Source organism: Planococcus sp. TJ-301 (genome assembly GCF_058268475.1).
The window spans coordinates 765,191-788,206 of sequence record NZ_JBZDOH010000001.1 but is presented as its reverse complement, the minus strand read 5'-3'; the positions used below and the strand labels follow the sequence as shown (position 1 = coordinate 788,206).

At 42.1% G+C, this 23,016-nt stretch carries 24 protein-coding genes; 18 read left to right on the top strand and 6 right to left on the bottom strand.

The annotated features are described in order from the left end of the window. Positions 1–71 precede the first annotated feature (71 nt). The 5 genes from AC4EHJ_RS04030 (at position 72) to AC4EHJ_RS04010 (ending at position 7,583) form a co-directional block, all read left to right on the top strand. Positions 72–1,253 carry an MBL fold metallo-hydrolase gene (locus AC4EHJ_RS04030; protein WP_490974303.1) on the top strand — a complete coding sequence of 394 codons (1,182 nt, stop codon included), beginning with the start codon at positions 72–74 and terminating at the stop codon, positions 1,251–1,253. A gap of 431 nt (positions 1,254–1,684) precedes the next feature. Next, the gene (locus AC4EHJ_RS04025) at positions 1,685–4,678 is read left to right on the top strand and encodes a cell wall-binding repeat-containing protein (RefSeq protein WP_490974302.1); all 2,994 of its coding nucleotides are present in this window, start codon (positions 1,685–1,687) and stop codon (positions 4,676–4,678) included. 89 nt (positions 4,679–4,767) lie between these two features. Next, entirely contained in the window at positions 4,768–5,238 is a 471-nt protein-coding gene (locus tag AC4EHJ_RS04020; RefSeq protein WP_490974301.1) for a GNAT family N-acetyltransferase, read from the top strand. A 504-nt stretch (positions 5,239–5,742) separates the two neighbouring features. Next, positions 5,743–6,741 (top strand): ATP-binding cassette domain-containing protein, encoded by a 999-nt coding sequence (locus AC4EHJ_RS04015; protein ID WP_490974300.1) that lies wholly within the window; start codon positions 5,743–5,745, stop codon positions 6,739–6,741. Further along, on the top strand, positions 6,738–7,583 hold the full coding sequence (locus AC4EHJ_RS04010; RefSeq protein WP_490974299.1) for an ABC transporter permease: 846 nt from the start codon (positions 6,738–6,740) through the stop codon (positions 7,581–7,583). The genes AC4EHJ_RS04015 and AC4EHJ_RS04010 overlap by 4 nt, the downstream gene beginning before the upstream one ends. Before the next feature lie 190 nt (positions 7,584–7,773). Here the strand turns inward: AC4EHJ_RS04010 and AC4EHJ_RS04005 are convergent, their stop codons facing one another. Further along, on the bottom strand, positions 7,774–8,619 hold the full coding sequence (locus AC4EHJ_RS04005) for an SDR family oxidoreductase (RefSeq protein WP_490974298.1): 846 nt from the start codon (positions 8,617–8,619) through the stop codon (positions 7,774–7,776). Between the two features lie 360 nt (positions 8,620–8,979). Between AC4EHJ_RS04005 and AC4EHJ_RS04000 the strand changes: the two genes are divergently transcribed. Next, the gene (locus AC4EHJ_RS04000) at positions 8,980–10,026 is read left to right on the top strand and encodes a threonine aldolase family protein (protein WP_490974297.1); all 1,047 of its coding nucleotides are present in this window, start codon (positions 8,980–8,982) and stop codon (positions 10,024–10,026) included. Positions 10,027–10,151: 125 nt separating this feature from the next. On the opposite strand, the gene AC4EHJ_RS03995 is transcribed toward AC4EHJ_RS04000, so the two are convergent. After that, positions 10,152–10,982 (bottom strand): GNAT family N-acetyltransferase, encoded by an 831-nt coding sequence (locus AC4EHJ_RS03995; RefSeq protein WP_490974296.1) that lies wholly within the window; start codon positions 10,980–10,982, stop codon positions 10,152–10,154. 281 nt (positions 10,983–11,263) lie between these two features. Between AC4EHJ_RS03995 and AC4EHJ_RS03990 the strand changes: the two genes are divergently transcribed. Continuing rightward, positions 11,264–11,563, top strand: a complete 300-nt coding sequence (locus AC4EHJ_RS03990) for a hypothetical protein (RefSeq protein WP_490974295.1) — start codon at positions 11,264–11,266, stop codon at positions 11,561–11,563. Positions 11,564–11,676: 113 nt separating this feature from the next. Here AC4EHJ_RS03990 and AC4EHJ_RS03985 read toward each other — a convergent pair whose 3' ends face one another. After that, complete coding sequence (locus tag AC4EHJ_RS03985; RefSeq protein ID WP_490974294.1) at positions 11,677–12,183, bottom strand: plastocyanin/azurin family copper-binding protein; 507 nt, start codon at positions 12,181–12,183, stop codon at positions 11,677–11,679. 335 nt (positions 12,184–12,518) lie between these two features. Next, entirely contained in the window at positions 12,519–12,875 is a 357-nt protein-coding gene (locus tag AC4EHJ_RS03980) for a plastocyanin/azurin family copper-binding protein (RefSeq protein WP_490974293.1), read from the bottom strand. Between the two features lie 159 nt (positions 12,876–13,034). Here AC4EHJ_RS03980 and AC4EHJ_RS03975 point away from each other — a divergent pair, with 159 nt between their 5' ends. Both AC4EHJ_RS03975 and AC4EHJ_RS03970 read left to right on the top strand, forming a co-directional pair. Then, positions 13,035–13,262 (top strand): hypothetical protein, encoded by a 228-nt coding sequence (locus AC4EHJ_RS03975; protein ID WP_490974292.1) that lies wholly within the window; start codon positions 13,035–13,037, stop codon positions 13,260–13,262. Positions 13,263–13,681: 419 nt separating this feature from the next. Continuing rightward, the gene (locus tag AC4EHJ_RS03970) at positions 13,682–14,254 is read left to right on the top strand and encodes a nucleotidyltransferase family protein (protein WP_490974291.1); all 573 of its coding nucleotides are present in this window, start codon (positions 13,682–13,684) and stop codon (positions 14,252–14,254) included. An 88-nt stretch (positions 14,255–14,342) separates the two neighbouring features. Here the strand turns inward: AC4EHJ_RS03970 and AC4EHJ_RS03965 are convergent, their stop codons facing one another. Further along, positions 14,343–15,599 carry a YeeE/YedE family protein gene (locus AC4EHJ_RS03965; protein ID WP_490974290.1) on the bottom strand — a complete coding sequence of 419 codons (1,257 nt, stop codon included), beginning with the start codon at positions 15,597–15,599 and terminating at the stop codon, positions 14,343–14,345. Between the two features lie 456 nt (positions 15,600–16,055). Here AC4EHJ_RS03965 and AC4EHJ_RS03960 point away from each other — a divergent pair, with 456 nt between their 5' ends. Next, positions 16,056–17,168: an oxidoreductase gene (locus tag AC4EHJ_RS03960; RefSeq protein ID WP_490974289.1), complete on the top strand. Its 1,113-nt coding sequence runs from the start codon at positions 16,056–16,058 to the stop codon at positions 17,166–17,168. A 442-nt stretch (positions 17,169–17,610) separates the two neighbouring features. Further along, complete coding sequence (locus AC4EHJ_RS03955; RefSeq protein ID WP_490974288.1) at positions 17,611–17,985, top strand: hypothetical protein; 375 nt, start codon at positions 17,611–17,613, stop codon at positions 17,983–17,985. A gap of 176 nt (positions 17,986–18,161) precedes the next feature. Here AC4EHJ_RS03955 and AC4EHJ_RS03950 read toward each other — a convergent pair whose 3' ends face one another. After that, positions 18,162–18,704, bottom strand: coding sequence for a GNAT family N-acetyltransferase (locus tag AC4EHJ_RS03950; protein ID WP_490974287.1), 543 nt, complete (start codon positions 18,702–18,704; stop codon positions 18,162–18,164). Positions 18,705–18,805: 101 nt separating this feature from the next. Between AC4EHJ_RS03950 and AC4EHJ_RS03945 the strand changes: the two genes are divergently transcribed. From AC4EHJ_RS03945 to AC4EHJ_RS03915, 7 genes are all read left to right on the top strand, one after another. Beyond that, a complete protein-coding gene (locus AC4EHJ_RS03945) occupies positions 18,806–19,237 on the top strand; it encodes a hypothetical protein (RefSeq protein ID WP_490974286.1) in 432 nt (143 codons plus the stop codon). 16 nt (positions 19,238–19,253) lie between these two features. Then, entirely contained in the window at positions 19,254–20,330 is a 1,077-nt protein-coding gene (locus AC4EHJ_RS03940; protein WP_490974285.1) for an NAD(P)H-dependent flavin oxidoreductase, read from the top strand. Between the two features lie 76 nt (positions 20,331–20,406). After that, positions 20,407–20,622 (top strand): hypothetical protein, encoded by a 216-nt coding sequence (locus AC4EHJ_RS03935; RefSeq protein ID WP_490974284.1) that lies wholly within the window; start codon positions 20,407–20,409, stop codon positions 20,620–20,622. Between the two features lie 68 nt (positions 20,623–20,690). Beyond that, positions 20,691–21,302 (top strand): hypothetical protein, encoded by a 612-nt coding sequence (locus AC4EHJ_RS03930; RefSeq protein ID WP_490974283.1) that lies wholly within the window; start codon positions 20,691–20,693, stop codon positions 21,300–21,302. Between the two features lie 107 nt (positions 21,303–21,409). Further along, on the top strand, positions 21,410–21,697 hold the full coding sequence (locus tag AC4EHJ_RS03925) for a hypothetical protein (RefSeq protein WP_490974282.1): 288 nt from the start codon (positions 21,410–21,412) through the stop codon (positions 21,695–21,697). A gap of 64 nt (positions 21,698–21,761) precedes the next feature. Further along, entirely contained in the window at positions 21,762–22,373 is a 612-nt protein-coding gene (locus AC4EHJ_RS03920; RefSeq protein ID WP_490974281.1) for an HAD family hydrolase, read from the top strand. A gap of 134 nt (positions 22,374–22,507) precedes the next feature. Then, a complete protein-coding gene (locus AC4EHJ_RS03915) occupies positions 22,508–22,978 on the top strand; it encodes a GNAT family N-acetyltransferase (RefSeq protein WP_490974280.1) in 471 nt (156 codons plus the stop codon). Positions 22,979–23,016 lie beyond the last annotated feature (38 nt).

The window sequence follows — 23,016 nt, the reverse complement described above, 5'->3', positions numbered from 1 at the left end:
AGGGTGAATGATGAATTTTTCACCATGCAGTAATTGCCTTTTGTTAATAAAGCCATAAGGCGAGTGATGAAATGTCGAATCTTGAAGAACATCCTGCAACTGAGAAAAAGAACGGAAAAGCTGTACCCCAAGGCAAGAAAAGAATCATAAAGAAAATATTGATTTATTTTACGCTATCACTCGTGGTATTAGGTGTTGCCGTTTTGTTGTTTATAAATCTTTATCCATCTTTTGGCGGTAACCCTAGCAAGGAACAAGAAGAGCTATATAATACGTTTGAAAATTATAAAGACGGCAAATTTGTCAATCAAGAATCAACGATGGAATCCGGAAGTTCAGATAGCCCCTCTGCATTCCAGAACTCCGATTCAGCGGCTAACGAGACAAGTCCAGCATCCGGTGACCTTCCTGTTTCTAAGATCGATTGGAACAAGATAAAAGGCAAAGAAGACAGCCTGACCTGGCTTGGCCATTCGGCATTTATATTAAGTCTTGATAATAAGAAAATTCTTGTCGATCCCATGCTGGGACCAAGAGCATCACCAGTTTCCTTTATTGGGCCGAAACGCTACAGTGAAGATTTATTGGATATTGTAGAAGAGATGCCGCCGATTGATGCAGTCTTTATCACGCATGATCATTACGACCACTTGGATTATCAATCGATCAAAAAACTAAAGAGCAAGGTTTCTCATTTCTTTGTTCCATATGGCGTGAGTAATCATTTGATTCAATGGGGTGTTGAAAAAGAAAAAATCACGGAACTTAATTGGTGGGATGAAACGGAATTCCAAGGATTAACCATCGCCTTGACGCCGGCCAAACATTTCTCAGGAAGAGGAATTTTTAACCAGAATTCGACGCTTTGGGGCGGGTGGGTCATTCTTGGAGAACAAACCCGTTTCTATACCAGTGGAGATGGAAGCTATGAGGCACATTTCAAAGAAATTGGCGATAAATACGGACCTTTTGATATTGCATTAATAGAAGGTGCTCAATATGATGAGCGCTGGCCTGAGTCTCATATGCTTCCGGAAGAATCTGTTCAGGCGAATATCGATTTACAAGGCAAACAAATGATGTTAATGCATTGGGGTGCCTTTACGCTCGCGCGGCATGGTTGGAAGGAGCCAATCGAACGAGCATTAAATGCGGCAAAGGAAAATAGAGTTAACCTTATCGCTCCACAAATTGGTGATACGGTTCAGATTGAGGAAAGCTTGTCTGATCCTGTTTCAACCTGGTGGAAATGAGTGAATTGAATTTGTGGTTTAAAGAGCATTTATATATGATTATCGATTTCACAGCAGCCGGGTAATTTACCGGCTGTTTTTATTATAGATCGGAAAAATATAAGAGAGGGAGAAAAAGGCTGGCTCCTCTTATTGAAGAGCATCCTTCTTCCTTTTACTGAACGATTTCCGCATAGGTATTTAATCTTACTAGGGAAAGGGCTATTTTTCATAAGTGAAATTCAATCTGCTTTTCAAGCACCTAAGTGTCGCAAGAGTTGCTTAAAATAAACCAAAAAAACGTGTAAAAAATAATTGTTAGAAATATCTATTTTTATGAAAATTTATGTGCTTTAATAGAAATGTAAATATATTGAAACGAGGATGATGGAATGGGTCGTGCGTTAAAGATTAGCATTAGTTTTTTGATGTTTTTATCAATAATAGGAGTTTTGCCTGCAGACAAGACGGCAAACGCAGAAGATGTGTTAGAAGCTATTGTGTTAGAAGAAGAAGTGGCGGCAACGGATACCTTTTCTGCTGATGCTGCGGAACGCTGGTACAAAATTGATGTCCAGCCTGACCAGATCAAGGAACATTCGCATGTCGAAATCACGCTGCAATCGGATCAGGAATTGACGTTTTCCGTTTATTCAAGCGCTCAGCGTGCTACAGACGATGAGACGTTTGACTATTACCGGAATTATTCCTATGCAGATCAAGCTGCATCCGTCCAGTTCCCGATTTCGTGGAAAGGCCCTTATTACATTAAAATTTCCTCTTACTCTGATGAAATGCTGGAAGAGGCAGAAGAAAGCGCAGAGATAAACTATACGCTTTCATATAAAGGGAAGAAATTGAAAGCATCTGCTATGATTTATGGCGAGCAATGCCCTGCAGAGCTTGTGTTGGACGGAAAAGTTGTGTCGGAAAAGGATTTGCTTGATAATTTGAGGGCAATTCGCAGTGAAGTGCTTTCCCAGACAGAAAGCGGGGAAGAGCTGACAAAGCTTTACTACAAACTCGCGCCGTTCATTAGCTATCAAGCGGCAACCGATGCCTCAGTGAGGGAGAGCCTTTCACGCAACATTAAACAGCTGGAAGATTTGCTGGGCAAGATTGCAAAAGATGGTTTTTACAGCTCCAAGATCATCACGGCAGCTGAACAAACAGCCATCATCGAATTATATGAGTTGTCATTGAAAACAGCTCCTGAAAAACTTCGAAACGAAATTATCCAAGCCGGAGACTCAATCGGCATCTATTCCTTGAAAGATCGTTCGGTTTTGTCTTTAATGATGAAAACAGACTATGTTAAAAAGGAAGCCGATTCAAATCGGGTAATCGTCAAATTTAAAGAAGGAGCTTCACTAACCAAGGCAAAAACTTCAACATACGGCATCCACAATGTATCTGAATTTGAGGCTTCTTCGCCGCTATTCGACCAGTTCCAAGTTATGGACCTGCCGACAGGAATGTCAGCAGCCAAAGCGGACCAAACTGTTCAGATGCTGGAATCATTGCCGGAAGTGGAATTTATCGAACCGGTTCAGGAATACACTGTGCAATCAACAGATATCTATTACAACGAACAATGGTCCCTTTCGAATGAGGGGGAAGGAGTTATAATGAAAGGCGCAGATATCCGCTATAACCCAATGATGAATCTCGTGCAGGAAAAAGAAATGGCGGAGACTGTGACAGCAATTCTCGATACTGGGATAGATTATACGCTCGCCGATCTTCAGCACCAGATTGCTCATACAGGCTATGATTTTGTCAACGATGACCATGAAGCGCTCGATGATTACGGGCACGGGACACACGTAGCGGGGATCATTGCGGCCGAATCAGGCAATGATTACTCAATGAGCGGCATCAACCAGTTCACTAAAATACTGCCGGTGAAAGTTTTGGATGCCAGCGGCAGTGGAGATACCGAAAAAATTGCCTATGGCATCATTTATGCAGCCGATCAGGGAGCGGATGTCATTAATATGAGTCTTGGAGGCGGTTACAGCCGGGTAATCGAATATGCATTGAAATATGCACATGAGCGCGGCGTAACCATTATTGCGTCTTCAGGAAACGATGGATACGGAGAAGTTTCCTATCCGGCATCATCGAAGTACACAATTTCTGTCGGGTCTACTAACCGCCTGGATCTCGTATCCGATTATTCGAATTACGGACCAGGGCTTGACTTGGTGGCACCGGGCACGGATATTCCTAGTCTTGTGCCGGATGGCAATATGACACTTATGTCGGGAACGTCTATGGCAGCTCCACACGTTGCAGGCGTTGCCGGATTATTGAAATCACTCAATCCATCGCTGACAGTGGACCAAATCCGGACACTTGTTACGGTTTCCGCCGATGATGTCGCATTTACAGAAGAAGATCGTCCAGGCTACCTGGATGAAGTCCCATATATGGATGAGGAATATCCCTATACACCGGTTGAACTCGCTCCAGGGTATGATCTGGTTTCCGGGTGGGGCCGGTTGAATGCAGAAGGATCAATTCTCGCGTTAGCGGATAAATGGAATTTGACTCAGAGAATTAGTGGGGCGAGCCGCTATGAAACGGCCGTCAATGTTTCGAAAAAAGGATGGATTTCTTCTGAGAAAGCAATTCTTGCGGCCGGTGGAAATTTCCCGGATGCCTTAAGTGCTGCGCCTCTTGCCGCTTATTTCGATGCGCCGCTCCTATTGACGAAGACGGACGCGTTGCCTGCTGCAGTAAAAGACGAGCTGAAGCGGCTGAAAACGAAAGAAGTGATTCTCATCGGCGGCCAGTCCGCCATCAGTCCGATGGTGGAACAAGAACTCGTAAACCTTGGCATTGCACCGACGAAAATCAAGCGCATCAGCGGCAAAGACCGTTATGCGACATCCGTCAACATCGCGAAAGAAATGGTTGGATCTACTGAAGCGGTGATTGCGAGCGGCTCAACGTTTGCGGATGCCTTATCCGTTGCACCGATTGCAGGGAATAAAAAAATGCCGATTTTACTGACGAAATCGAACGCCTTGTCTCCTGAAGTAAAAGCGCTTCTTTCGTCAAAAGCTTATAAGAAAACGTATATCATCGGCGGCAAAGGTGCGGTTTCCGATCTCGCAGCAAAAGGGATTTTGAATGCGGTGCGCATCTCAGGCGCTTCTAGATATGAAACGAACAGTGCGGTCATTGAGTACTTCAAAGAATCCCTGGATGCTAAAATGATGTATTTATCGACTGGCATCAACTATCCGGATGCATTAGCAGGCTCTGTGAGTGCGGCAAGGCAAAAGGCGCCGCTCATTCTGATGGCTCCGAATGCACAAAATTCATCAACTATCAAAACAATTGAAAATCAGCTGGAATCCGCTACGGGAATCTACATCCTTGGCGGAGAAGGCGCATTGCCGACCAACAACATCAAGTATTTGTTCCAGCAAAAGTGAAATGAATAGAAACCAAAGAAGCAGGCGTTTAGAATTTCTAAACGCCTGCTATTTCTATAGATTAAGAAAAATAAAAGGGAAGTGAAAAAATGAGTAGGGATAAGATACAAGAAGAATTGCAAATTCATCAAATTACAAAAGAATTCGAAGAAGAAGCCAGCGAATTGATCCTAAAAGGATTAGAAGAGCGCTTTGGTTTCATAGATCCTGCGTATAATCCGGATTTGAAAAGCATTTTAGAAAGCTACAACCGAAAAGGAACGGTATTTTTAGTTGGCATCTATAAGCGCCAAGTGGCATGTACAGGAGCTATTTCCTTTGAAACAGATAAGATAGGCAGAGTAGAGCGAATGTCTGTCCTGAAAAAATACAGAAGAACAGGAATGGCGAAGCGGATCATTCATTGTTTAGAGTCATGGGCGAAACAACAAGGCTATCAGCAATTGGTTTTAGAAACAAATAACAGTTGGAACAGTGCAATCGAATTCTATAAGACCATCGGATACACGTTATATTTTGACGACGGGAATTGCAGCCACTTTGTTAAGAAGCTAATTTAAATTAGTGCGGTTTAGTCTATAAAAACTCTTTAATGGATCTAGAACAAATTTGAAGTAAAGCTATATCCTGAGCTTGTCGACAAAAGAAAAATTATTTTTTTAAAGGAATTAACATATACTCTTTTGCAGCAATGCCGGATCCTGCACTCCAGGCGGACGCGTTCCGCGGGCTCGCTGGTAATACCGTTGCTATTGTCTCTGTTCCTGCAACGCTAGCATCGGGACTACCAAATGAAGTGTTTTGCTACTAGTTGAAGCATAACCAGTGAAGCGGCCGGACCGGTTGGGTTTATTGATCTCTTTTCCTCTTACTTTGCTTGCAGTCTGTAAGGTGAAAAGATTCTTTTAAAAACGTCTAGATATATGATTGTCTGCCTGGTACTGAGTGATGGACAATACTAAATGGATGTTTGAATATTCTGTTAAAAAATCTGTAATCAGTTATAATAGAAGGCATAATAGAGATCTGATTTTTGCATCCTTTAATAGAAAAAGGTGAAAATCATGGATAACGAAAAAGGGAAGCGACAGGCGGACGGATGGGCGGTAGAAGCGACGGGGTTGGTTAAAATTTACGGAAAAGAACGTGCAGTAGATGGTGTGGATTTAGCGATCCCTAAAGGAACGGTTTACGGTTTTTTAGGGCCGAATGGTGCAGGAAAAACGACGACGATCCGCATGCTGGCGACGCTCGTTCAGCCGGACGACGGAAATGCGTATATTTTTGGCCATGATTTGAAAACGGAAAGCGCCGCAATCAAAAGCCGCATCAGCTTGACTGGCCAATATGCTTCCATAGATGAAGATTTGACCGGTATTGAAAACTTGGTGCTGATTTCCAGGTTGATGGGATATACGACCAAAGAAGCGAAAAAGAGGGCCATGGATTTACTGACAGCATTTGGCCTGGAAAACGCGGCAAAACGGCAAGTGAAAAATTATTCAGGCGGCATGAGGCGGCGTATTGATATTGCCGCAAGTATTGTTGTGACGCCAGACCTGTTATTTTTGGATGAACCGACGACAGGGCTGGACCCGAGAAGCCGAAACCAAGTGTGGGATATTATCCGTGCGCTCGTGCAGACAGGAACAACGGTATTGCTGACAACTCAAAACTTGGAAGAAGCGGATCAGCTGGCAGACCGAATTGCGGTCATCCATCGAGGGAAGATCATTGCGGAAGGCACGAGCAGTGAACTGAAGGCATCCGTCGGGACGGGCACCTTGAATGTTCAGCTGCTCCAAGCTGCAGACGAAAAACGGGCCACAGCCATTCTGGAAAAGAAACTAGGCGTGAAGGTTCACGTGGCTTCTGATGCAGTGTCACTCAGTGCAACAGCGCAAGATTCGTCTCTTGTCGCTGAAGCACTCGGGGAGCTCGCCAAGGAGCAAATTGCTATCAGTGATTTTTCGCTTGGCCGGCCAAGCCTCGACGAAGTATTCCTGACATTGACCGGACAGTCCGCCAACGATCAACCGAACGTGAAGGAGGGGAACTCATGAGTGTGCAGTTAGAACAAGGCAACTCGACTCACGAAAAAGACGTTCATCCTTTGAGTGCAATTGCTTCAGGCAAACGGCCAAACCCACCAAATGCCTTTGCTTCGACCATGGCTTTTGCGCAGCGGGCTTTATTGCGAATCAAGCACGTACCTGAACAGATGTTTGATGTTACGGTGTTTCCGATTATCTTCTTGTTGATGTTTACGTATTTATTCGGTGGGGCCATTGCAGGATCAACTGGTGAATACCTGCAATTTTTACTGCCTGGGATACTCGTTATGACCGTTTCCCAAATTACGATGTACACGGGCATCGATTTGAATAATGATATCCGAAAAGGTATATTTGATCGGTTTCGCACATTGCCAATCTGGCTGCCTTCAGCATTGGTCGGCGCGTTGCTAGTAGACGTTATCCGCTATTCGTTGGCTTGTGCTATTATGATTGGGTTGGGGCTGGCTCTCGGCTTTCGGCCGGAAGGCGGTGCAATCGGCGTTTTCGGTGCCGTCCTTGTCATCTTATTGTTTTCCTTCAGTTTTTCTTGGATTTGGACAGCTGCCGGCATCGTGATGCGTTCTGAGAAATCCTTGATGATGGTGAGCTTTTTGGTGGTTTTTCCGTTAACCTTTGTCAGCAATGTGTTCGTCGACCCGGCAACTCTGCCTTCTTGGCTGCAGGGCTTTGTGAACATTAACCCTATTTCAATTCTTGCGACCGCTGTGCGCGGTTTGATGCACGGCAACGGAACATGGGCGCAAATCGGCTGGGTGATTGTCGTATCCCTCATTTTTATTGTGATCTTCGCTCCGCTGACGATGTATTTATATCGAAAAAAAGAGTAACTCATATGGTGTCGTCAGTCGAATAATAGGATATTAAAACGATTTACTAGCTCTCATAGTGAACCCCGGATGAGGACACTTTCAATAGTGATTCCATCCGGGGTTTTGTTTTATTGAAATTTTATATAAGCGCTGGTGGCAATCTTCTCTTTTTCGAAGTTGCATCTGATGCATGAATTCAGCAGGAGCATCACTCCCAATAACTTCGATAATCGTAGATATAGGTTTCGATTTTAATCGGCTTTTTGCCGGTCAATTTTTGATAATCGGAACTTACGCCTTTGGCCAAGCCCAATTTTGTAGGGAAGTGAATGCCGATGACGACGTTGATGAACGCTTTGTCTTTTCCCCGGCTTAACATAAATTGCTTAAAGTCTTTTGCAGATGGATTTGTGTAGGAAATGGCTTGTCCCAAAATGCTGGTCATCTTTTCCGCTACTTGTGAAAAGTCCAGCGCTTCTTCACCTGTGATCGTATAGGCTTTATTCTCATGGAGTTGCGGATCTTGGAAGGATAAAGAAACGACTTCAGCTAAATTGCGCACATCGACAAAGCTGGTTTTCCCGTTGCCGGCTGGAACAAAAATGCGCTGCCGTTTTTTGATTTCCTCGCATAAAAAATCGTTCAAGTTCTGCATGAAATAGCCCGCACGGATAAACGTATAAGGGATGCCCAGTTTTTTAATCAGCTTCTCGTTTTTAAAATGTTGGATAAAAGGCAAGAACTGGATGTCTTTTACTGATAAATAAGCGATATGCCGGACGCCCATCTTTTTTGCTTCTTCTAAAAAGGCCTCAAATTGCAGATTTGCTCCTGGAGGGTACATAAGAAAAAGTTGGTTGATCCCTTGCAAGGCTGCCACAAAAGTCGATTTGTCCGCGAAATCCAATTGGACAAATTCATATTCATTGCCGTAGCGCTTGACAGCCTTCTCCACATTGCGGACTGCGCACTTGAATGGAATGTCTTTGCTCTTTAGACTTTGAGCCACTTCATAGCCTGAATTGCCGGTAAAACCGGTCACCAACACAGTCATTGGATTACCCCTTTCTATCAAAAAAGTTAATTACTTTGAGCCGTCAGGAGGAGGAAACAAACTAGCTTTTCGTCGATGAACTGCTTATTTTTTTTAGTATACCACGCAGAAATGGGCACTTATCTGATTGGAATATTCACTTGTGTTGGATAGGAAAAGGCTATGAATTCAAATTGTAGAACTCTAAGTACATAGGAGAAGAAAACTAATCTTTGAACTTGTTGACAAAGTATACGAAAAAAGAATAGTATTTAATGAATTTAATCCAATAAAGTAGGATGAGTATGAACAATAATAGCTGAAATTCTTGCAGCGGTGTCGTCGATTCAAGAAAATATAAATCGATTGGAGAAAATATAAATGATTAGATTTGAAAATGACTATGCAGAAGGTGCACATCCCCTAATTTTAAAACGGTTGATGGAAACAAACGAAGTGCAAACGCCAGGCTATGGCATGGATGTCTATTGTGAATCGGCTAAAACCCTCATAAAAGATGCCTGCAATGCCCCAACAGCAGATGTCCATTTTCTAGTAGGGGGTACGCAAACCAATACAACGATTATCGCTTCGATTTTGCGCCCCCATCAAGGAGTCATTTCAGCACACTCGGGCCATATTGCTGTTCATGAGACAGGCGCAATCGAATCAACAGGACATAAAATACTTCCATTGCCAAGCGATGATGGAAAAATCTATGCCGAGCAAATAAGGGATGTCTATGACGAACACTGGAACGATGCTTCCCATGAACACGTGGTCCAACCGGCATTAGTATACATCTCTAATCCAACCGAGTTAGGGACAACTTACAGCAAGTCGGAGTTGGAATCGCTGCGGAAAGTTTGCCTGGAATGTGATCTGGCATTGATGATCGATGGGGCAAGATTGGGGTATGGGCTAGCCGCTGAGGGGAATGACTTATCATTAGCTGACATAGCGAGGCTGTGCGATGTGTTTTATATCGGCGGCACAAAAATTGGGGCATTGTTTGGAGAAGCGGTAGTGATAACGAACTCAGCTCTCAAGAAAGATTTCCGATACTTGATCAAACAAAGAGGCGGACTCTTAGCGAAAGGCCGGATACTGGGCATACAATTTGAGACCTTGTTTACAGATGGTTTGTATCTTGAGCTGTCTGAGCATGCAGTCCATGCGGCAATGATCATAAGAAACGCTTTTGAAAGCAATGGCTTTGAATTCAAATACAATTCGAAAACAAATCAGCAGTTTCCCATACTGAATAATGAACATATAGAACTTTTAAGCAAAAAGTATTCATTCCATAAATGGGAAAAAGTAAATGAAACGGAAAGCGTCGTCAGATTCTGCACGAGCTGGTCTACGAAAGAGGTTCATGTCCGTGCATTAGTGGAAGATATCAATTCGTTGAAACTGAAAGTGTAATTGGATAAATAGGTTTATTAGACGGAAATTATTGGTCGGAAAACCAAAATATACAGGATTACGCATTGAAAAGAGGAGTCATGTGAAATAACACATGACTCCTCTTTGAGTGGTCTTATAAGATTTCAATTCTGCTTTGCATATTCATAATAATCCTGTGCGTGCACAATTTCAAAGCCGACGGACTCATACAAACGCAGGGCATTGGCATTCTTCGTTTCCACTTCCAAATGGACGGAATGACCGCGATCATTTTGTTGTTTGACAACACGGCGCAACACTTTGCGGCCAAATCCTTTGCCTTGGTGTTGCGGAAAAATTGAAAATCCATAAATCCACGCTTGGCCGTCTTCTCTTTTCACACGAATTTTGCCGATGGTTTCATCATCCACATCGATCATCAACATATCGGTGTCTTCATCTCCGTTGATCCGGCTTTCCGTTGCAACAGCATCTTCCATCGGGACATTGAACACTTCGACATCAAGCCGCACGCGCATTTCTAAATCTTCTTTAATTGCTTCTCGCAAGGTGAAATCATCCTTCGATTCACCGAGCGATTGTGGCTGCCATTGCATTTGGTGTTCTGAAAAAGCATAAGCCGCTCCTTGTTTCTGCAAAAATTCTTTAGCTTCCAGTGAACGGGCCGGAGCGTTCAAAAGAATCTTCTTAAAGCCAGCTCGTCTGACTGTCGTCATGGCCTCTTCAAATAGCCGGGTAAAATGGCCATTTCGCCGTTCACACGGTTTTACCATGCCTGTAACTTCAACCGTTGAGCCGAACGGATACAAGCCCAAAAACGCAATCAATTCATCGCTTTCGTAATGCAGAAAATCAAGCCCTTCGGTATACCGGTTCCGAAGCATATCCCAGTTTAATTTAATTTCCAATCCGTCATGAGCTTCCACTTCTTTTTGCAATTGTTCAATATCGGAAAATTGTTTTGCCGTTAGCATATAGATCTCCTTAGAAAAATATTTTACGATTATATTTCGTAATGAGAATTAGGGTTCAGGAGGGACATTCTCCCGTTCTTTTCAAGTAACTTACATTTTAATCATAATCATCTGAACATTTTTCCACAATCTTTTTAAATCTACGACAACAAATCAAAGTTCTGAATCGGTAATTAGTTTGAAATTTTTGACTTTATTGGTGATAGGGTTATTTTATTGAATGGTGGTAATTATAGGGAATTTAGTAACGTGAAAAGAAACCAATTAATGGAGGGTAACCGATGCCGACATGCCAAAACTGTAAAAATCAATGGAGTTGGGCTCAAACGATTAAAAGGGATGCCTTTTTTCAATACGGCATTGGTTTGCCCTTATTGCGAAGTAAAGCAATACCCTACGAATCCATCAAAAAAAGATGGGGCTTAGCAGGTTTTCTGACCCCTACAGTTATGCTCGTTGCATTTTTGTTTGATCTGCCGCCGCTTTTCTCATTAGGAATTTTGGCGCTGACGTTTTTCTCGCTACTAGCCATTTATCCGGTTCTCATAGATTTTACAAACGAGGAAGAGCACCTTTGGTAATTCTTATTTTTATAGAAATTTAATTTGAAAACAAAAAGCAATAAAAACAGCACAGGCAATAGATCTAATGCCTGTGCTGAATTTATCTTAAAGCCAAATCTTACATAGATCGTTTATTTAATCGCGACATTATGCCGGACCTGGTCCTGGTTAGTCCACACAATGGTTGTGCCAGGGGCGACCGTGATGGTTTCTTCGACAAATTCATAATCAGCAATGTCAATTGAAACTTCATCCATTTGTTCAGCGCCTTCTTCTACCACGACAGTCATTTTCATCACAGGATGAGGCTCGCAAAAGATTGAAAACTCTCCTGCTTCATTAAACACAAAGCTGGTTGTTTCACCATTTGCTAATAGGGCTGAGGCAGCGCCGCTCATAGCTTCAGGGGCTTCAGCTGTGTCTTCTTCAGAATCGTCTTCTGCAGATTTCTCTTCCTCCGTATCTTCTTCAACCGTTTCTTTTTCGGCTTCTGGAGCGGCTTCCTCTGCAGGAGCGCTTGCTTGTTCTTCAACTTCTGCTTCAGCCTCGTTATTGGCTGCCGGCTGTTCTTCTTCTCCACAAGCCGCCAGCGCCAGAATTCCTGCTGCAAGGACTAACCCGAATTTTTTGTTGATCATTTTTTTCTCCTCCTAGTCAGTTGCTCTTTTTTATAGAACGTAAGAAAAAGGGAATTAGATTACATTCAAAATGAAGATTATTTCTAAAATAAGATTTATGTATGAAATCTTGACAGAAGGTCAGCAACGATTAAACGTTTGTTGTAAAGTATATACATAATAATCCTGCGCATGCATAAATTAAAAACTGGCGGATACATACAAACGCACATCATTGGCATTTTTCGTTTCCACTTCTAAATGGACCAAAAATCCGCGATTAGTAAAACTATAAATTAATCAAAACAGCACAGGCAGCTAATACACTCGCTTGTGCTGTTTCTATGGACTAAAGATTATTTAATCGAGACATTATGCTCAAGCTGTTCTTTATTGGTCCACACTATGGTTGTGCCCGGGGCAACGGTGATTGTTTTTTCACTGAATGCATAATTGGCAATGTCTATTGCCAATCTACCGGATTGGTCCGCGCCTTCTTCTACAACGACAGTCATTTCCATTATGGGATGCGGCTCGCAAAAGATCGAAAACTCACCTTCTTCTTTGAACAAAAAGCTGGTCTTTTCACCATTTGATAGTAAGTCAGAGGAAGCTCCGCTTGTTGCTTCAGGGGCTTCAGGGGTTTCTCCTCCACAAGCTGCCAGCGACAGAATTCCTGCAGCCAGCATCAACCCGAACTTTTTGCTGCTCATTTTTTCTCCTCCTTTAAAAATGCTTTATTCATTACGGAAAGTGGCAATGGTGTTTCTCTTCATCTGCTGAAGTAAACGGAAGTTGCAGAGAACAGTAAAAGAACGATTATGTTAAAGAATTTGAATTGGTATAATTAAAATGAAGCCATGGAGGTTGAAATGAAACTGCTGTTTTTGAAAGTAGGCGTATTCCCGATGTTTTCGTTATTGATGCTGGTTTCTGATACGCTATTCTATTTGAAAGTGGTCTTTATATCAGCTATGCTATTCTTCCTGCTTCCATTTGGCAATCATTTTTTCTCGAAAGAACGAATGTCCAGAAAAGTATTTTCTGCCGTAACAGGCGCTGTCGTTTTACATTGCTATTCACTTTGGTTCAAGCGGTAATCTTTAAAGAGATATCCAATCCTCCAAGTTTTTTCGATTTTGGACTTTCTATTATTGTTATCACATTCTAAGCCCTTTTAGGTTTTTTCATTTGTGAAATCCCTGTTTCTATTTTATCTGACTGGATCTCCGGTCACTTCTCTAAGTTCTTAGTTGCCGTAGGCTTGGTGCATCTTGCATTCGGGATGCTGTTAACCAACGAGTTATCAGTAATTCCTGTTATTTGTACTGCAAGCTTTTGGATGATAGACGAGATTTTGCAAAGAAAGCATTTTAGGACAGTCCTGCATAAGGAAGGAATATATTAAAGAGAGGCATATTAACGGAAAGTTAAAGCATATAGAGAACTTAATTTGGAACTTGTGATGCACGTTTTGAGAAGAAAGCCGACGCAAATGGAATATAAATGAGGGATATTGATGCTGGTAAATGAGAAAGACATTATAGAGTCCATCCAAAAAGATAAGTGGATGATTGATCTGCTAAAAGCTGTAAGGGCGGAGGATCTTCGGGATGGGTGGATTTGTGCAGGGTTTGTTCGCTCAAAAATATGGGACACTCTGCATGGATTTAACGAAAGAACACCACTGCCAGATATCGATGTGATTTACTTTGATGATAAAAATATTTGCGAAGAAGAAGAGAAGAAAATAGAAAACAATCTTACAAGCATACTTTCTGACATTCCCTGGTCTGTGAAAAACGAGGCTAGAATGCATCTTCGAAATAGTGTGGAACCTTATACCTCCTCCCGTGATGCGGTTGCGAAATTTCCAGAGACCGCTACAGCATTAGGGGTGAAATTGGACAGCCGTAACAATGTGATTTTATTGGCTCCTCATGGAGTTGAGGATGTGCTCAACTTAACTGTAAAGCCAACACCGTATTTTGGAGCGGACAAGCAACGTATGGCAGTTTATGAAGAACGAGTGCGAAACAAGAATTGGCATTTTACCTGGGATCAGCTAAAAATATTTCGAGTTGAAAGCTAAGTGGATAATACTTTCGAAACGTGTAAGCATGCAAAAAAGAATTGAGTGCCGATAAACGGCGCTCAATCCTTTTTTGTTTTATTTTTCATTAACACACGGAATCATTTGATTTTGGAACCGACAGCCCGAACAATGGCCGAAGGTATAAAGCAACAAACGTTCCTGCAAGTGCAAGGATGCCCCAGATGTATCCGTGAAGGCTGAATGAAGCGATGCCGCCGAAGTAGGCGCCGATGTTGCAGCCGAATGCGAGGCGTGCGCCGTAGCCCATCATCAAACCACCGATGACTGAAGCTGCGAAATTGCCTGCAGTAACTTTGGTGAACTTGAACAGACCGCCTGCAGCCGATGCAAGAAATGCGCCGATGATAACGCCAAGGTTCAAGACAGTAGTGGAGTCAGTGAAAATGGACGCTTGCAGCGATGCGGCGTTGGCTCCTTGCCAATAGCCCCAGCTTGCAACGTCAACACCAAACGCGCCTGCGATTTTAGAACCCCATAAAGCGAATGCGGACGTGATTCCCCAAGGCGTACCGCGCGTCATGAGCGTCAAAGCATTGAGTACCGCCAAGACTATAGCAGCGGCAAACAGCGGCCAAGATCCTCGGAAAATCCGTTTCCAACCCTTTTCAGTAGGAAGCGGCGCCATTTTAGGCGCTTTTTTCTTTTTCTCAATGACCAGCGTGATCCAAGCGATCAATCCGAAAAATGCGATGGATACGAGCCATGCGCCACCGTAGCCAAGTCCAGTGGATGTGGCGAGTGAAACAGGAGCGAATGCAGGCATTTCTTCCGTCCAAAATGGCAAATGATAAGCGCCGATTGTTGCGCCGACAATGAAGAAAATCAGCGTCACGAACATGACCGTACGACCGCCGCCCAATGCGTAAAGTGTGCCGGATGCACAGCCGCCGCCGAGCTGCATGCCGATGCCGAATATGAAAGCGCCGACGACCAGGCTGACACCAACCGGTGAAACGTATCCGGCTAACGGACCGCCGAAGAAAGTTGTGCCATAAGCAAGAATCGGTGCAAACAGTGTTACTGCTATCGCTAGCATCAGCATATGTGCGCGCATCGACTGTCCGTTGCCGACAGAAGCCATACGGCGGAATGCGGACGTAAAGCCGAAGCGGGCATGGAATAAAGTATAGCCAAGCAACAATCCGATGCCCAACAGCATCGGCTGGGAGACATGCTGCGTTGCCAGTAAGTAAACAAACAACAGAATTGCGGCGATTACTCCACCGGCAATCAATGCTTTTTGTGGTGGGTTCAATGCAAGGCTCTCTCTTGCAACCGGACCCTTAGCTTCATTAACGGGTTGAACAGTAGTAGTAGTCAATTATAAAACACCCTTTTCCTATTAATTTAGTCGGAATAATTTCTTATGTTAATGTTTCCAAGTTTTGAAGTCAACTTGTTTAGCTTGTGAAGAGTTTTAGTTACTTAATTGTCCTCCATTTATGGATCCATTTTCAAAAATTTGCTTTGACCAACAAAAGTACAAATTCAAATGATCGAAAATATCCCTAGATTTCAAAACATGAACTAGACCTTGGGATAAATAAGTAGGCGTGAAAATGGTTCTGAAACTCTTTTCCCAGCAAAGGTGGCGGCAAAATAGAGTCAGGGGGTGCTTTAGCTCCTTGAGCTGGAAAATTGACTGTAACTTCTTATTCTACTATAGTCGGTCGGAACAGATTAAAAGTCTGTTTAATGCATACCAATAAATAAATGAAGTGGCAAGCAGGCAATAAAAGCTCAAAACGTATATAAAAAAAGGAAAGCTGGTGGAAACATGAACAAGAACAATACAAAAAAATTATTTTCAACAATCCAAGTAGGGAATGCCACTTTAGAAAACCGTGTGGGCTTGGCGCCAATGACGCGTACCAGTGCTACAGCACAAGGGCTGGCCACCGAAGAGATGGCGCAGTATTACGCTAATTTTGCAAGAGGCGGTTTCGGACTGGTGATGACCGAAGGAACATATACCGATGAAGAATATAGCCAAGGCTACATAAATCAGCCCGGAATAGCGACAACAGAACAAATGGATTCGTGGAAAAAAGTAGTGTCAGCTGTGCATAATGAAGGTGCGAAGATTGTGATGCAATTAATGCATGCTGGTGCACTTTCTCAAGGAAACCGATTCAACAACAATACAAAAGGGCCTTCTTCGGTCAAGCCGAAAGGAGAGCAATTGGCGTTTTACGGCGGCCAAGGTGATTTCCAAACGCCTGAAGAATTGACGAAGGAAGATATTGGCCACGTCATTCAAACATTCGCTGCATCTGCCAAAAAAGCAAAAGAAGCTGGATTTGACGGTGTTGAAATCCATGGCGCAAACGGGTATGTATTGGACCAATTTTTAACGGAGTATACAAATCTCCGCACGGATGAATACGGAGGTTCCGTAGAAAATCGGATCCGTCTGGCAGTAGAAGTCATCAATGCCGTACGCGGTGAAGTTGGCATAGATTTTCCGGTAGGCATCCGGATTTCGCAAGCCAAAGTGAACGATGCAAATCATAAATGGGCAGGCGGAGAAGCGGAAGCTGAAGTGATTTTCAATGCCCTTCACCAAGAAGGCGTCGACTTTATCCATATTGCAGAACCTCAAGCAGCGGCTCCGGCCTTTAAAGAAGCGGGACCTACATTGATGAAGCTGGCAAAAGAGCACGGAAAGACGATTGTCATTGCCAACGGCGCACTTGGAGACCCGGCATCGGCAGAGTCGCTGCTGAAAGAAGAAGCTGACATTGTGACAATCGGAAAAGCTGCACTGGCAAATCAGGATTGGGCAAATCGCGCTGTTTCAGAACAGCAATTGGACGATTTTGATTTTCAAAAATATTTATTGCCAAAAGCGACATTAAAGGATTTTGAATACAAAACATTAAAAGTATGAAATAGAAATTCGAATTTTTAACGTAAAAGGGAGTGGCTCATTATGAGCTACTCCCTTTTTTATTCGGAATTCAGTTGGATCTTAATCTTTTCTTAATATTTATAATCCAACAATTGTTTCATGATGCGATGGCAAAATAAAAAGTTGGCTAAGCGTTCAGCCGAGAAGCGCATTGTGCAGCAGTCACCAAAACCGCTATTCAATTCCTCCGCGCACTCTGGCGTGATCAGCAATTGAAAGATTATTCAAACAGATGCAGCTATCTGCTTTTAAGAAAAGGTTTAGGAGTGCTAGTATGGATGAAAGGGTTTTCAGGGGAAAGCAAAAGTTCCTTGGTTTAAATGAAAAACCGGAAACTGCGGAAAGCCTAATGATTGAAATGTTACCCAAATGATTATTTTAAGCATTCTTCATTTGAAATTCAAAAGGCAGAGGTGCAACGATGAGATTAAGCGGCAAAGAAGTAGAAGCAAAGTTAATGGCTACAGATTATATTGATTCAGAACTAATAGACTTAAATTTCGACAATAGCAAGCATTTGGTAACAATGAGATACCGAGGTTTAGATGAAAACCAAGTCGACGTAAGGGACTACACCGTATTGTTTAAAGAATGTTTTTCAGCGACATTCAATACATGGCTGGAAGGGATGGAAGTAAATGTTCCCCAGTCGCCACATGAGTCATCTTTCTTTTTTTACAACATTTCGATTAGAGGCATCGAGGTTAATGGCGTGCCACTTTATAGGTGCACGTTGGTTATTCCAATGATGGATTGCCTCATCACATGTAAATCGATTGCAATAGTCAGAGATTGATTTTGCAGAACAACTTTATTCATTTAACTGAAAAATTTTAAACTGCATTAATAAGTGTAATGACATCGCGTATAAGATTGTAAGAAACGCTTTTAGGCGAAGCCTCATTATTTCTGCAAAAAGAAAAGAAACTTGATAATCTCAAGTTTCTTTTCGATAAGTATGAACTAACTTCTTCAATTATCCTCTGATATTACAGCGAAGATAAAATGGTCTTCCCATGAACCATTAATCATTACGCCTTTTTGTTCAATACCTTCTTTATGGAAGCCCGCTTTTTCTAAAACTCGCATTGAACCCGTATTGCTTGGCATTACCCCGGCTTCAACACGGTGCAGCTTCAATTCGATGAACGCGAATTCTACTGCTAGTGAAACAGCTTCTGTGGTGTAGCCTTTGCCATTGAATCGGCTATCCAATGAATAGCCGATCATACATCTCTGAAGGGGCCCTCGGATAACTCGAGATAAGGAGATTTCACCAATTAACTCGTGGGTTTGCTTAGAAAATATCCCGAAAGCATAATTTTTCTCTGCATCTCTTTGCGTGGCGGATTCGCTAATGAAATTCTGTATGCCTTCAAGTGTGTATGATTCCTCTTGAAAAATCGGTGAATACTTTTGGAAAAATTCACGGTTTCTCACATGCAGATCAAGTAAGGACTGTGCGTCTTGTTCTTCGAAAAAGCGAATATATATTTTGTTTCCCATAAGTTCCATAGTGTTCTACTCCTCTTTGAAATTAATTTTTTAAATCCATATTTCGATTGCCGACATGAATATTTTACCCGCGTCGTTTAAATCAAGAAAGAAGGTGAATCATGGAGAAGTTTTTCGTAATCGAAAATATCTCTTCTGAACCGTTCTGGAATGAGCTATTGGAGAAAGCTCTTGAACTTGCCGATCATTTTTCAGTCGTTTATCCGGATGGTGAGTACGATGATGAAAATCCTTTAATGACAGGGCAATTAGAAGTCTATCTTCTGCCGAACTTGCAAAGCGAGCCTTGGCGTTATATGGAGAATGCAAACATCTATAGCGGCGAATTAACCAAGTTTGCCAAAGCATTTATTGAAAAGTATATGCTTGAAACGCCAGATAAAACAACAGATATGTTATGGAACTTCAGTTTGTATAAAAATAATGCTGAGATATTAAAGGTGCAGGATTTTGATGTTTGTCTTATAGCTGCAGAAACGGATTTAACAGCTTGCTCCAGCAATAAATATGCTAATTGGCCAAAAAGTATTTAATATAGGAGGGACAAAAATGAATCTGAAAATTACAAAGTTATTGAAAATAACTCATCCAATCATCCAAGCTCCGATGGCAGGAGGTGTGACGACTACTCAATTGGTTGTCGAAGTTTCCAATTCAGGCGCGCTCGGCATGATTGGAGCTGGCTACTTGGAGCCTAGCCAAGCCCGGGAACAGATTAGAGAAATTAAAAAGCAGACACAGAAAGCGTTTGGCATCAATTTATTCGTACCTGAAAAGTTTGATGTGGTGGAAGAGGAAATTGAATTTGCAATCAATGTTCTTAGCCCTATAAGGCAGCAAATGAAGCTTGTCCAAAAAGAGAGATTTGATTTCCCATCGGAACGAGATTTGCAAGAAACATTCGATCAACATCTCCAGGTAGTCATTGAAGAGCAAGTGCCCGTTTGTTCTTTTACTTTTGGGATTCCATCGAAAGAAATCATCGCTGAATTAAAAAAACACGAGATTTTCCTAATCGGCACCGCAACAACCGTTGAGGAAGCTATTGAAAATGATAAAGCCGGCATGGATGCGGTGGTGGTACAAGGAAGTGAAGCCGGTGGGCATCGTGGCAGCTTCATAGATGGAAATCAGCAAAAGCTCATCGGCTTGATGTCCTTGGTTCCGCAAGTTGTTGACAAGGTGAGCATCCCGGTTATTGCAGCTGGCGGAATAATGGATGCACGTGGCTTGATGGCGTCAATGTGTTTAGGAGCGGCAGGGGTTCAAATGGGGACGGCATTTTTGACTTGCAAAGAAAGTGGAGCGAATGACATCCATAAAGCAGCAATTCTCAACGCTGCAGGAGAAGAGACCATAATGACCCGCTCTTTTTCGGGGAAATGGGCCAGAGGAATTGAAAACCACTTTACCACGGAAATGAAAGAGCATGAACAATTCTTGCCGAATTTTCCGATCCAAAATGTTTTAACGCAAGATATACGAAAGGCTTCCACAAGCCAAATGACGCGGGAGTATATGTCGCTATGGTCAGGGCAAAGCCCAGAATTAGCTAAAAATCAGACTGCCAGAGAATTGGTCGAAACAATTATGGGAGAAGTTGAAAGAACTAAAATGGATTTGTAGTTAGGAGCTTTCATGCACAAGTGCATCGCAATGCTGAAATCTGCTAGACCTTCACTATTTTTTAAGGAGGACTCTTATGAAAACCAACAGTTTAAGAGCCATATGGATCCTTCCAAATGTCTTTTGCTATCTCCTGTCTTTTGCGCTTTTAGTATTTATTATGGTTAATTCTCAAGGCTTGCGTGAATTACACCGGTTAGAAATATGGGTTTTTGTGTTGCTTAGCCTATTGCTTTTAAGTCTTTTTGGAACTTTTCAAATTCAGAGCTGGATAAAGAAAGGCAAAATGTAGATATTGAATAAATGCTTAGGCAGACTTTACAGTTTGGCGATGCTGGAGCGGTAAGCGGAGGTTGGCTAATGACAAAAATGTACATAGCGCAGGAAGATTTCGAGTCGGTAGAAGAGTTAAATATGTTCAGCGACTTTCAAAATGCCGTTAAATGGTATATCGGACCAGCTGAAGATGAAGACAATGACAAAACTCGCGAAGTCTTAATTGATTTTGTTCGTGCGCAAGATTCGTTTCCTGTCTTTCTTATAATGGAACCCTTTGGCGATGTTTCATCGGAACTTATAAAATTGCTTGATAACAATGGTATTGCCCACTCCGTCCGAATGGAGGGCTTGAAAAATAAAACGATCTCAGTTTTGAAGATCATGCTAAAAGATGCGCATTCTTTAAAACTAGTAGTTGATGAAACATTTTGGATCGCTAATTCCAATAATTTTTATGCGCTGTCCTTCTCGGATAATTGCACGTATAAATTGGCAACGAGGAAAACGATATGGGGACGAGAGAAACCTTTTGTGCACCCTTTCTTTGAAATGAAAGAAGCTTCTACGGTTATAAGCATTTGGTACGATGGGGATGGATTTAATCTTTATACGAATGATTTCCGATATAAAACATGGGAAAGCTTGATAAGCCATTTGCCGAAAGGCACATTAGTAGAAGAAGCTGACAACTAAGAGCCACAGTAAGATGTTACCCTGTTCAATCCGTGACTCTATTGATTCCCTACCTAATCCATAAATTTTATGCAGTATTACTCTTTACGAAAAGGAAGTGAGCAAACGTGAAAAGATTGCTTTGTGTACTAGTTATACTCATACTTTTTTTGGCAGGTTGTGGAAATATTGCCGGCACCGTAATCGAAAAGAAAGAAGCAAGTTTCATCGTAGAGACATCTTCAAGTGGCTCAGAATCGGAAACCCAGGAAATATTCCTTATTGATATTACAGATTTCAGTGGAGCTGTGAGTTCTTTTGATGAATTGGAAGTGGGACAGCAAGTCCGAGTAGTGCCCGCGGATCTTTCCTCAGATTTCCCTTATATTCTTGCATCTGAAGTGGATGTGGAATAAAGAAATGACAGGTGCTCATAAGAAAATGCAGTAAAGAATAATAAACAAGCAAGGAGGAACTATTTTGGATAGTATTATTTTTGATTTGGATGGAACGATTTGGGATCCCATTGATACCGTTCTGGGTGCGTGGAATAGCGTGTTGAAAAGTGAAGAAATGAATGAGTTATCGAGGGAAGAATTGGCTGCCACGATGGGGATGCAGCTCGATGAAGTTGGGAAGAGCTTATTTCCTTCTTTAAGCAAGACACGCCGTGAGCAGTTAATACATAAATGTTGGTCATTGGAAATTGCCTTTTTAGAAAAACACGGAGGAGCACTCTACGAAAATGCAAAAAAAGTGCTGGAAGAGCTTTCGCAAAAATACAAATTGTACATCGTGAGCAATTGCCAAGATGGCTATATAGAAGTTTTCTACAAATATCACAGACTCGATAAGTATTTTTTGGATTATGAAAATCCAGGGAGAACCTCACTGTCAAAAGGCGAAAACATCAACTTGATCATTGAACGCAACGGTTTGTCTAAGCCGGTTTATGTGGGTGACACAGAAGGTGATTTAATAGCAGCCAAGTTTGTGGGCATTCCATTTATATATGCGGAATATGGATTTGGGCAAGCAAGTGAATACGACAAAGCTGTGGGGAGCTTCGAAGACCTGTTGAAAGTTTTTTAAAAGAAGGAATGACTAAGCAAAAAAGAGATTAGCTCATACGAAAAATGCATTTATTGAAATATACGTAAACTGCGTAGACGAAGGGAGTGAAACCTTGTTGTCGAAAATGATTTAAACGAAATGGAGGAAGATGAATGATGAAAATAAAGCTGCGGAAAATGGATGAAGCAGAATTCGATCGGTACTTAGCTTATTTAATACCCGATTACGCCAATGACTTATCCGCAAATTTTATGATCCCTATAGAAAAAGCGAATGCTGAATCTGAAAAGCTAATGGGAGAACTATTGCCTGATAAACAAGAAACGAGTGGGCAGCATCTATACCATATATATTCAATCGAAGAAGATAAGGATGTTGGAGTGATTTGGTACAATATCCAAACTGACAGCAATAAAGCTTATATTTATCATATTTTGATCAAAGAAGAATTTAGGCATCAAGGATTTGCTACCGAAGTTTTGCAAGAATTAGAAGAAAGTATGAAAAGATCTGGCATCACGTCTTTGGGATTGAATGTTTTTAGCACCAATCCGAATGCCCGAAAACTTTATGAAAAGCTTGGCTATCTGGCACAATCAACAGCGATGGGAAAAAGAATATAGATTGTTGAAATAGCGTGAAAATAGGATGGTTATTCTTT

What these genes read in the sequence shown, in the direction of transcription:
- AC4EHJ_RS04030 (WP_490974303.1), top strand. Translation starts at nt 72, where the DNA reads ATGTCGAATCTTGAAGAACATCCTGCAACTGAGAAAAAGAACGGAAAA.
- AC4EHJ_RS04020 (WP_490974301.1), top strand. Translation starts at nt 4,768, where the DNA reads ATGAGTAGGGATAAGATACAAGAAGAATTGCAAATTCATCAAATTACA.
- AC4EHJ_RS04015 (WP_490974300.1), top strand. Translation starts at nt 5,743, where the DNA reads ATGGATAACGAAAAAGGGAAGCGACAGGCGGACGGATGGGCGGTAGAA.
- AC4EHJ_RS04010 (WP_490974299.1), top strand. Translation starts at nt 6,738, where the DNA reads ATGAGTGTGCAGTTAGAACAAGGCAACTCGACTCACGAAAAAGACGTT.
- AC4EHJ_RS04005 (WP_490974298.1), bottom strand. Translation starts at nt 8,619, where the DNA reads ATGACTGTGTTGGTGACCGGTTTTACCGGCAATTCAGGCTATGAAGTG.
- AC4EHJ_RS04000 (WP_490974297.1), top strand. Translation starts at nt 8,980, where the DNA reads ATGATTAGATTTGAAAATGACTATGCAGAAGGTGCACATCCCCTAATT.
- AC4EHJ_RS03995 (WP_490974296.1), bottom strand. Translation starts at nt 10,982, where the DNA reads ATGCTAACGGCAAAACAATTTTCCGATATTGAACAATTGCAAAAAGAA.
- AC4EHJ_RS03990 (WP_490974295.1), top strand. Translation starts at nt 11,264, where the DNA reads ATGCCGACATGCCAAAACTGTAAAAATCAATGGAGTTGGGCTCAAACG.
- AC4EHJ_RS03985 (WP_490974294.1), bottom strand. Translation starts at nt 12,183, where the DNA reads ATGATCAACAAAAAATTCGGGTTAGTCCTTGCAGCAGGAATTCTGGCG.
- AC4EHJ_RS03980 (WP_490974293.1), bottom strand. Translation starts at nt 12,875, where the DNA reads ATGAGCAGCAAAAAGTTCGGGTTGATGCTGGCTGCAGGAATTCTGTCG.
- AC4EHJ_RS03975 (WP_490974292.1), top strand. Translation starts at nt 13,035, where the DNA reads ATGAAACTGCTGTTTTTGAAAGTAGGCGTATTCCCGATGTTTTCGTTA.
- AC4EHJ_RS03970 (WP_490974291.1), top strand. Translation starts at nt 13,682, where the DNA reads ATGCTGGTAAATGAGAAAGACATTATAGAGTCCATCCAAAAAGATAAG.
- AC4EHJ_RS03960 (WP_490974289.1), top strand. Translation starts at nt 16,056, where the DNA reads ATGAACAAGAACAATACAAAAAAATTATTTTCAACAATCCAAGTAGGG.
- AC4EHJ_RS03955 (WP_490974288.1), top strand. Translation starts at nt 17,611, where the DNA reads ATGAGATTAAGCGGCAAAGAAGTAGAAGCAAAGTTAATGGCTACAGAT.
- AC4EHJ_RS03950 (WP_490974287.1), bottom strand. Translation starts at nt 18,704, where the DNA reads ATGGAACTTATGGGAAACAAAATATATATTCGCTTTTTCGAAGAACAA.
- AC4EHJ_RS03945 (WP_490974286.1), top strand. Translation starts at nt 18,806, where the DNA reads ATGGAGAAGTTTTTCGTAATCGAAAATATCTCTTCTGAACCGTTCTGG.
- AC4EHJ_RS03940 (WP_490974285.1), top strand. Translation starts at nt 19,254, where the DNA reads ATGAATCTGAAAATTACAAAGTTATTGAAAATAACTCATCCAATCATC.
- AC4EHJ_RS03935 (WP_490974284.1), top strand. Translation starts at nt 20,407, where the DNA reads ATGAAAACCAACAGTTTAAGAGCCATATGGATCCTTCCAAATGTCTTT.
- AC4EHJ_RS03930 (WP_490974283.1), top strand. Translation starts at nt 20,691, where the DNA reads ATGACAAAAATGTACATAGCGCAGGAAGATTTCGAGTCGGTAGAAGAG.
- AC4EHJ_RS03915 (WP_490974280.1), top strand. Translation starts at nt 22,508, where the DNA reads ATGATGAAAATAAAGCTGCGGAAAATGGATGAAGCAGAATTCGATCGG.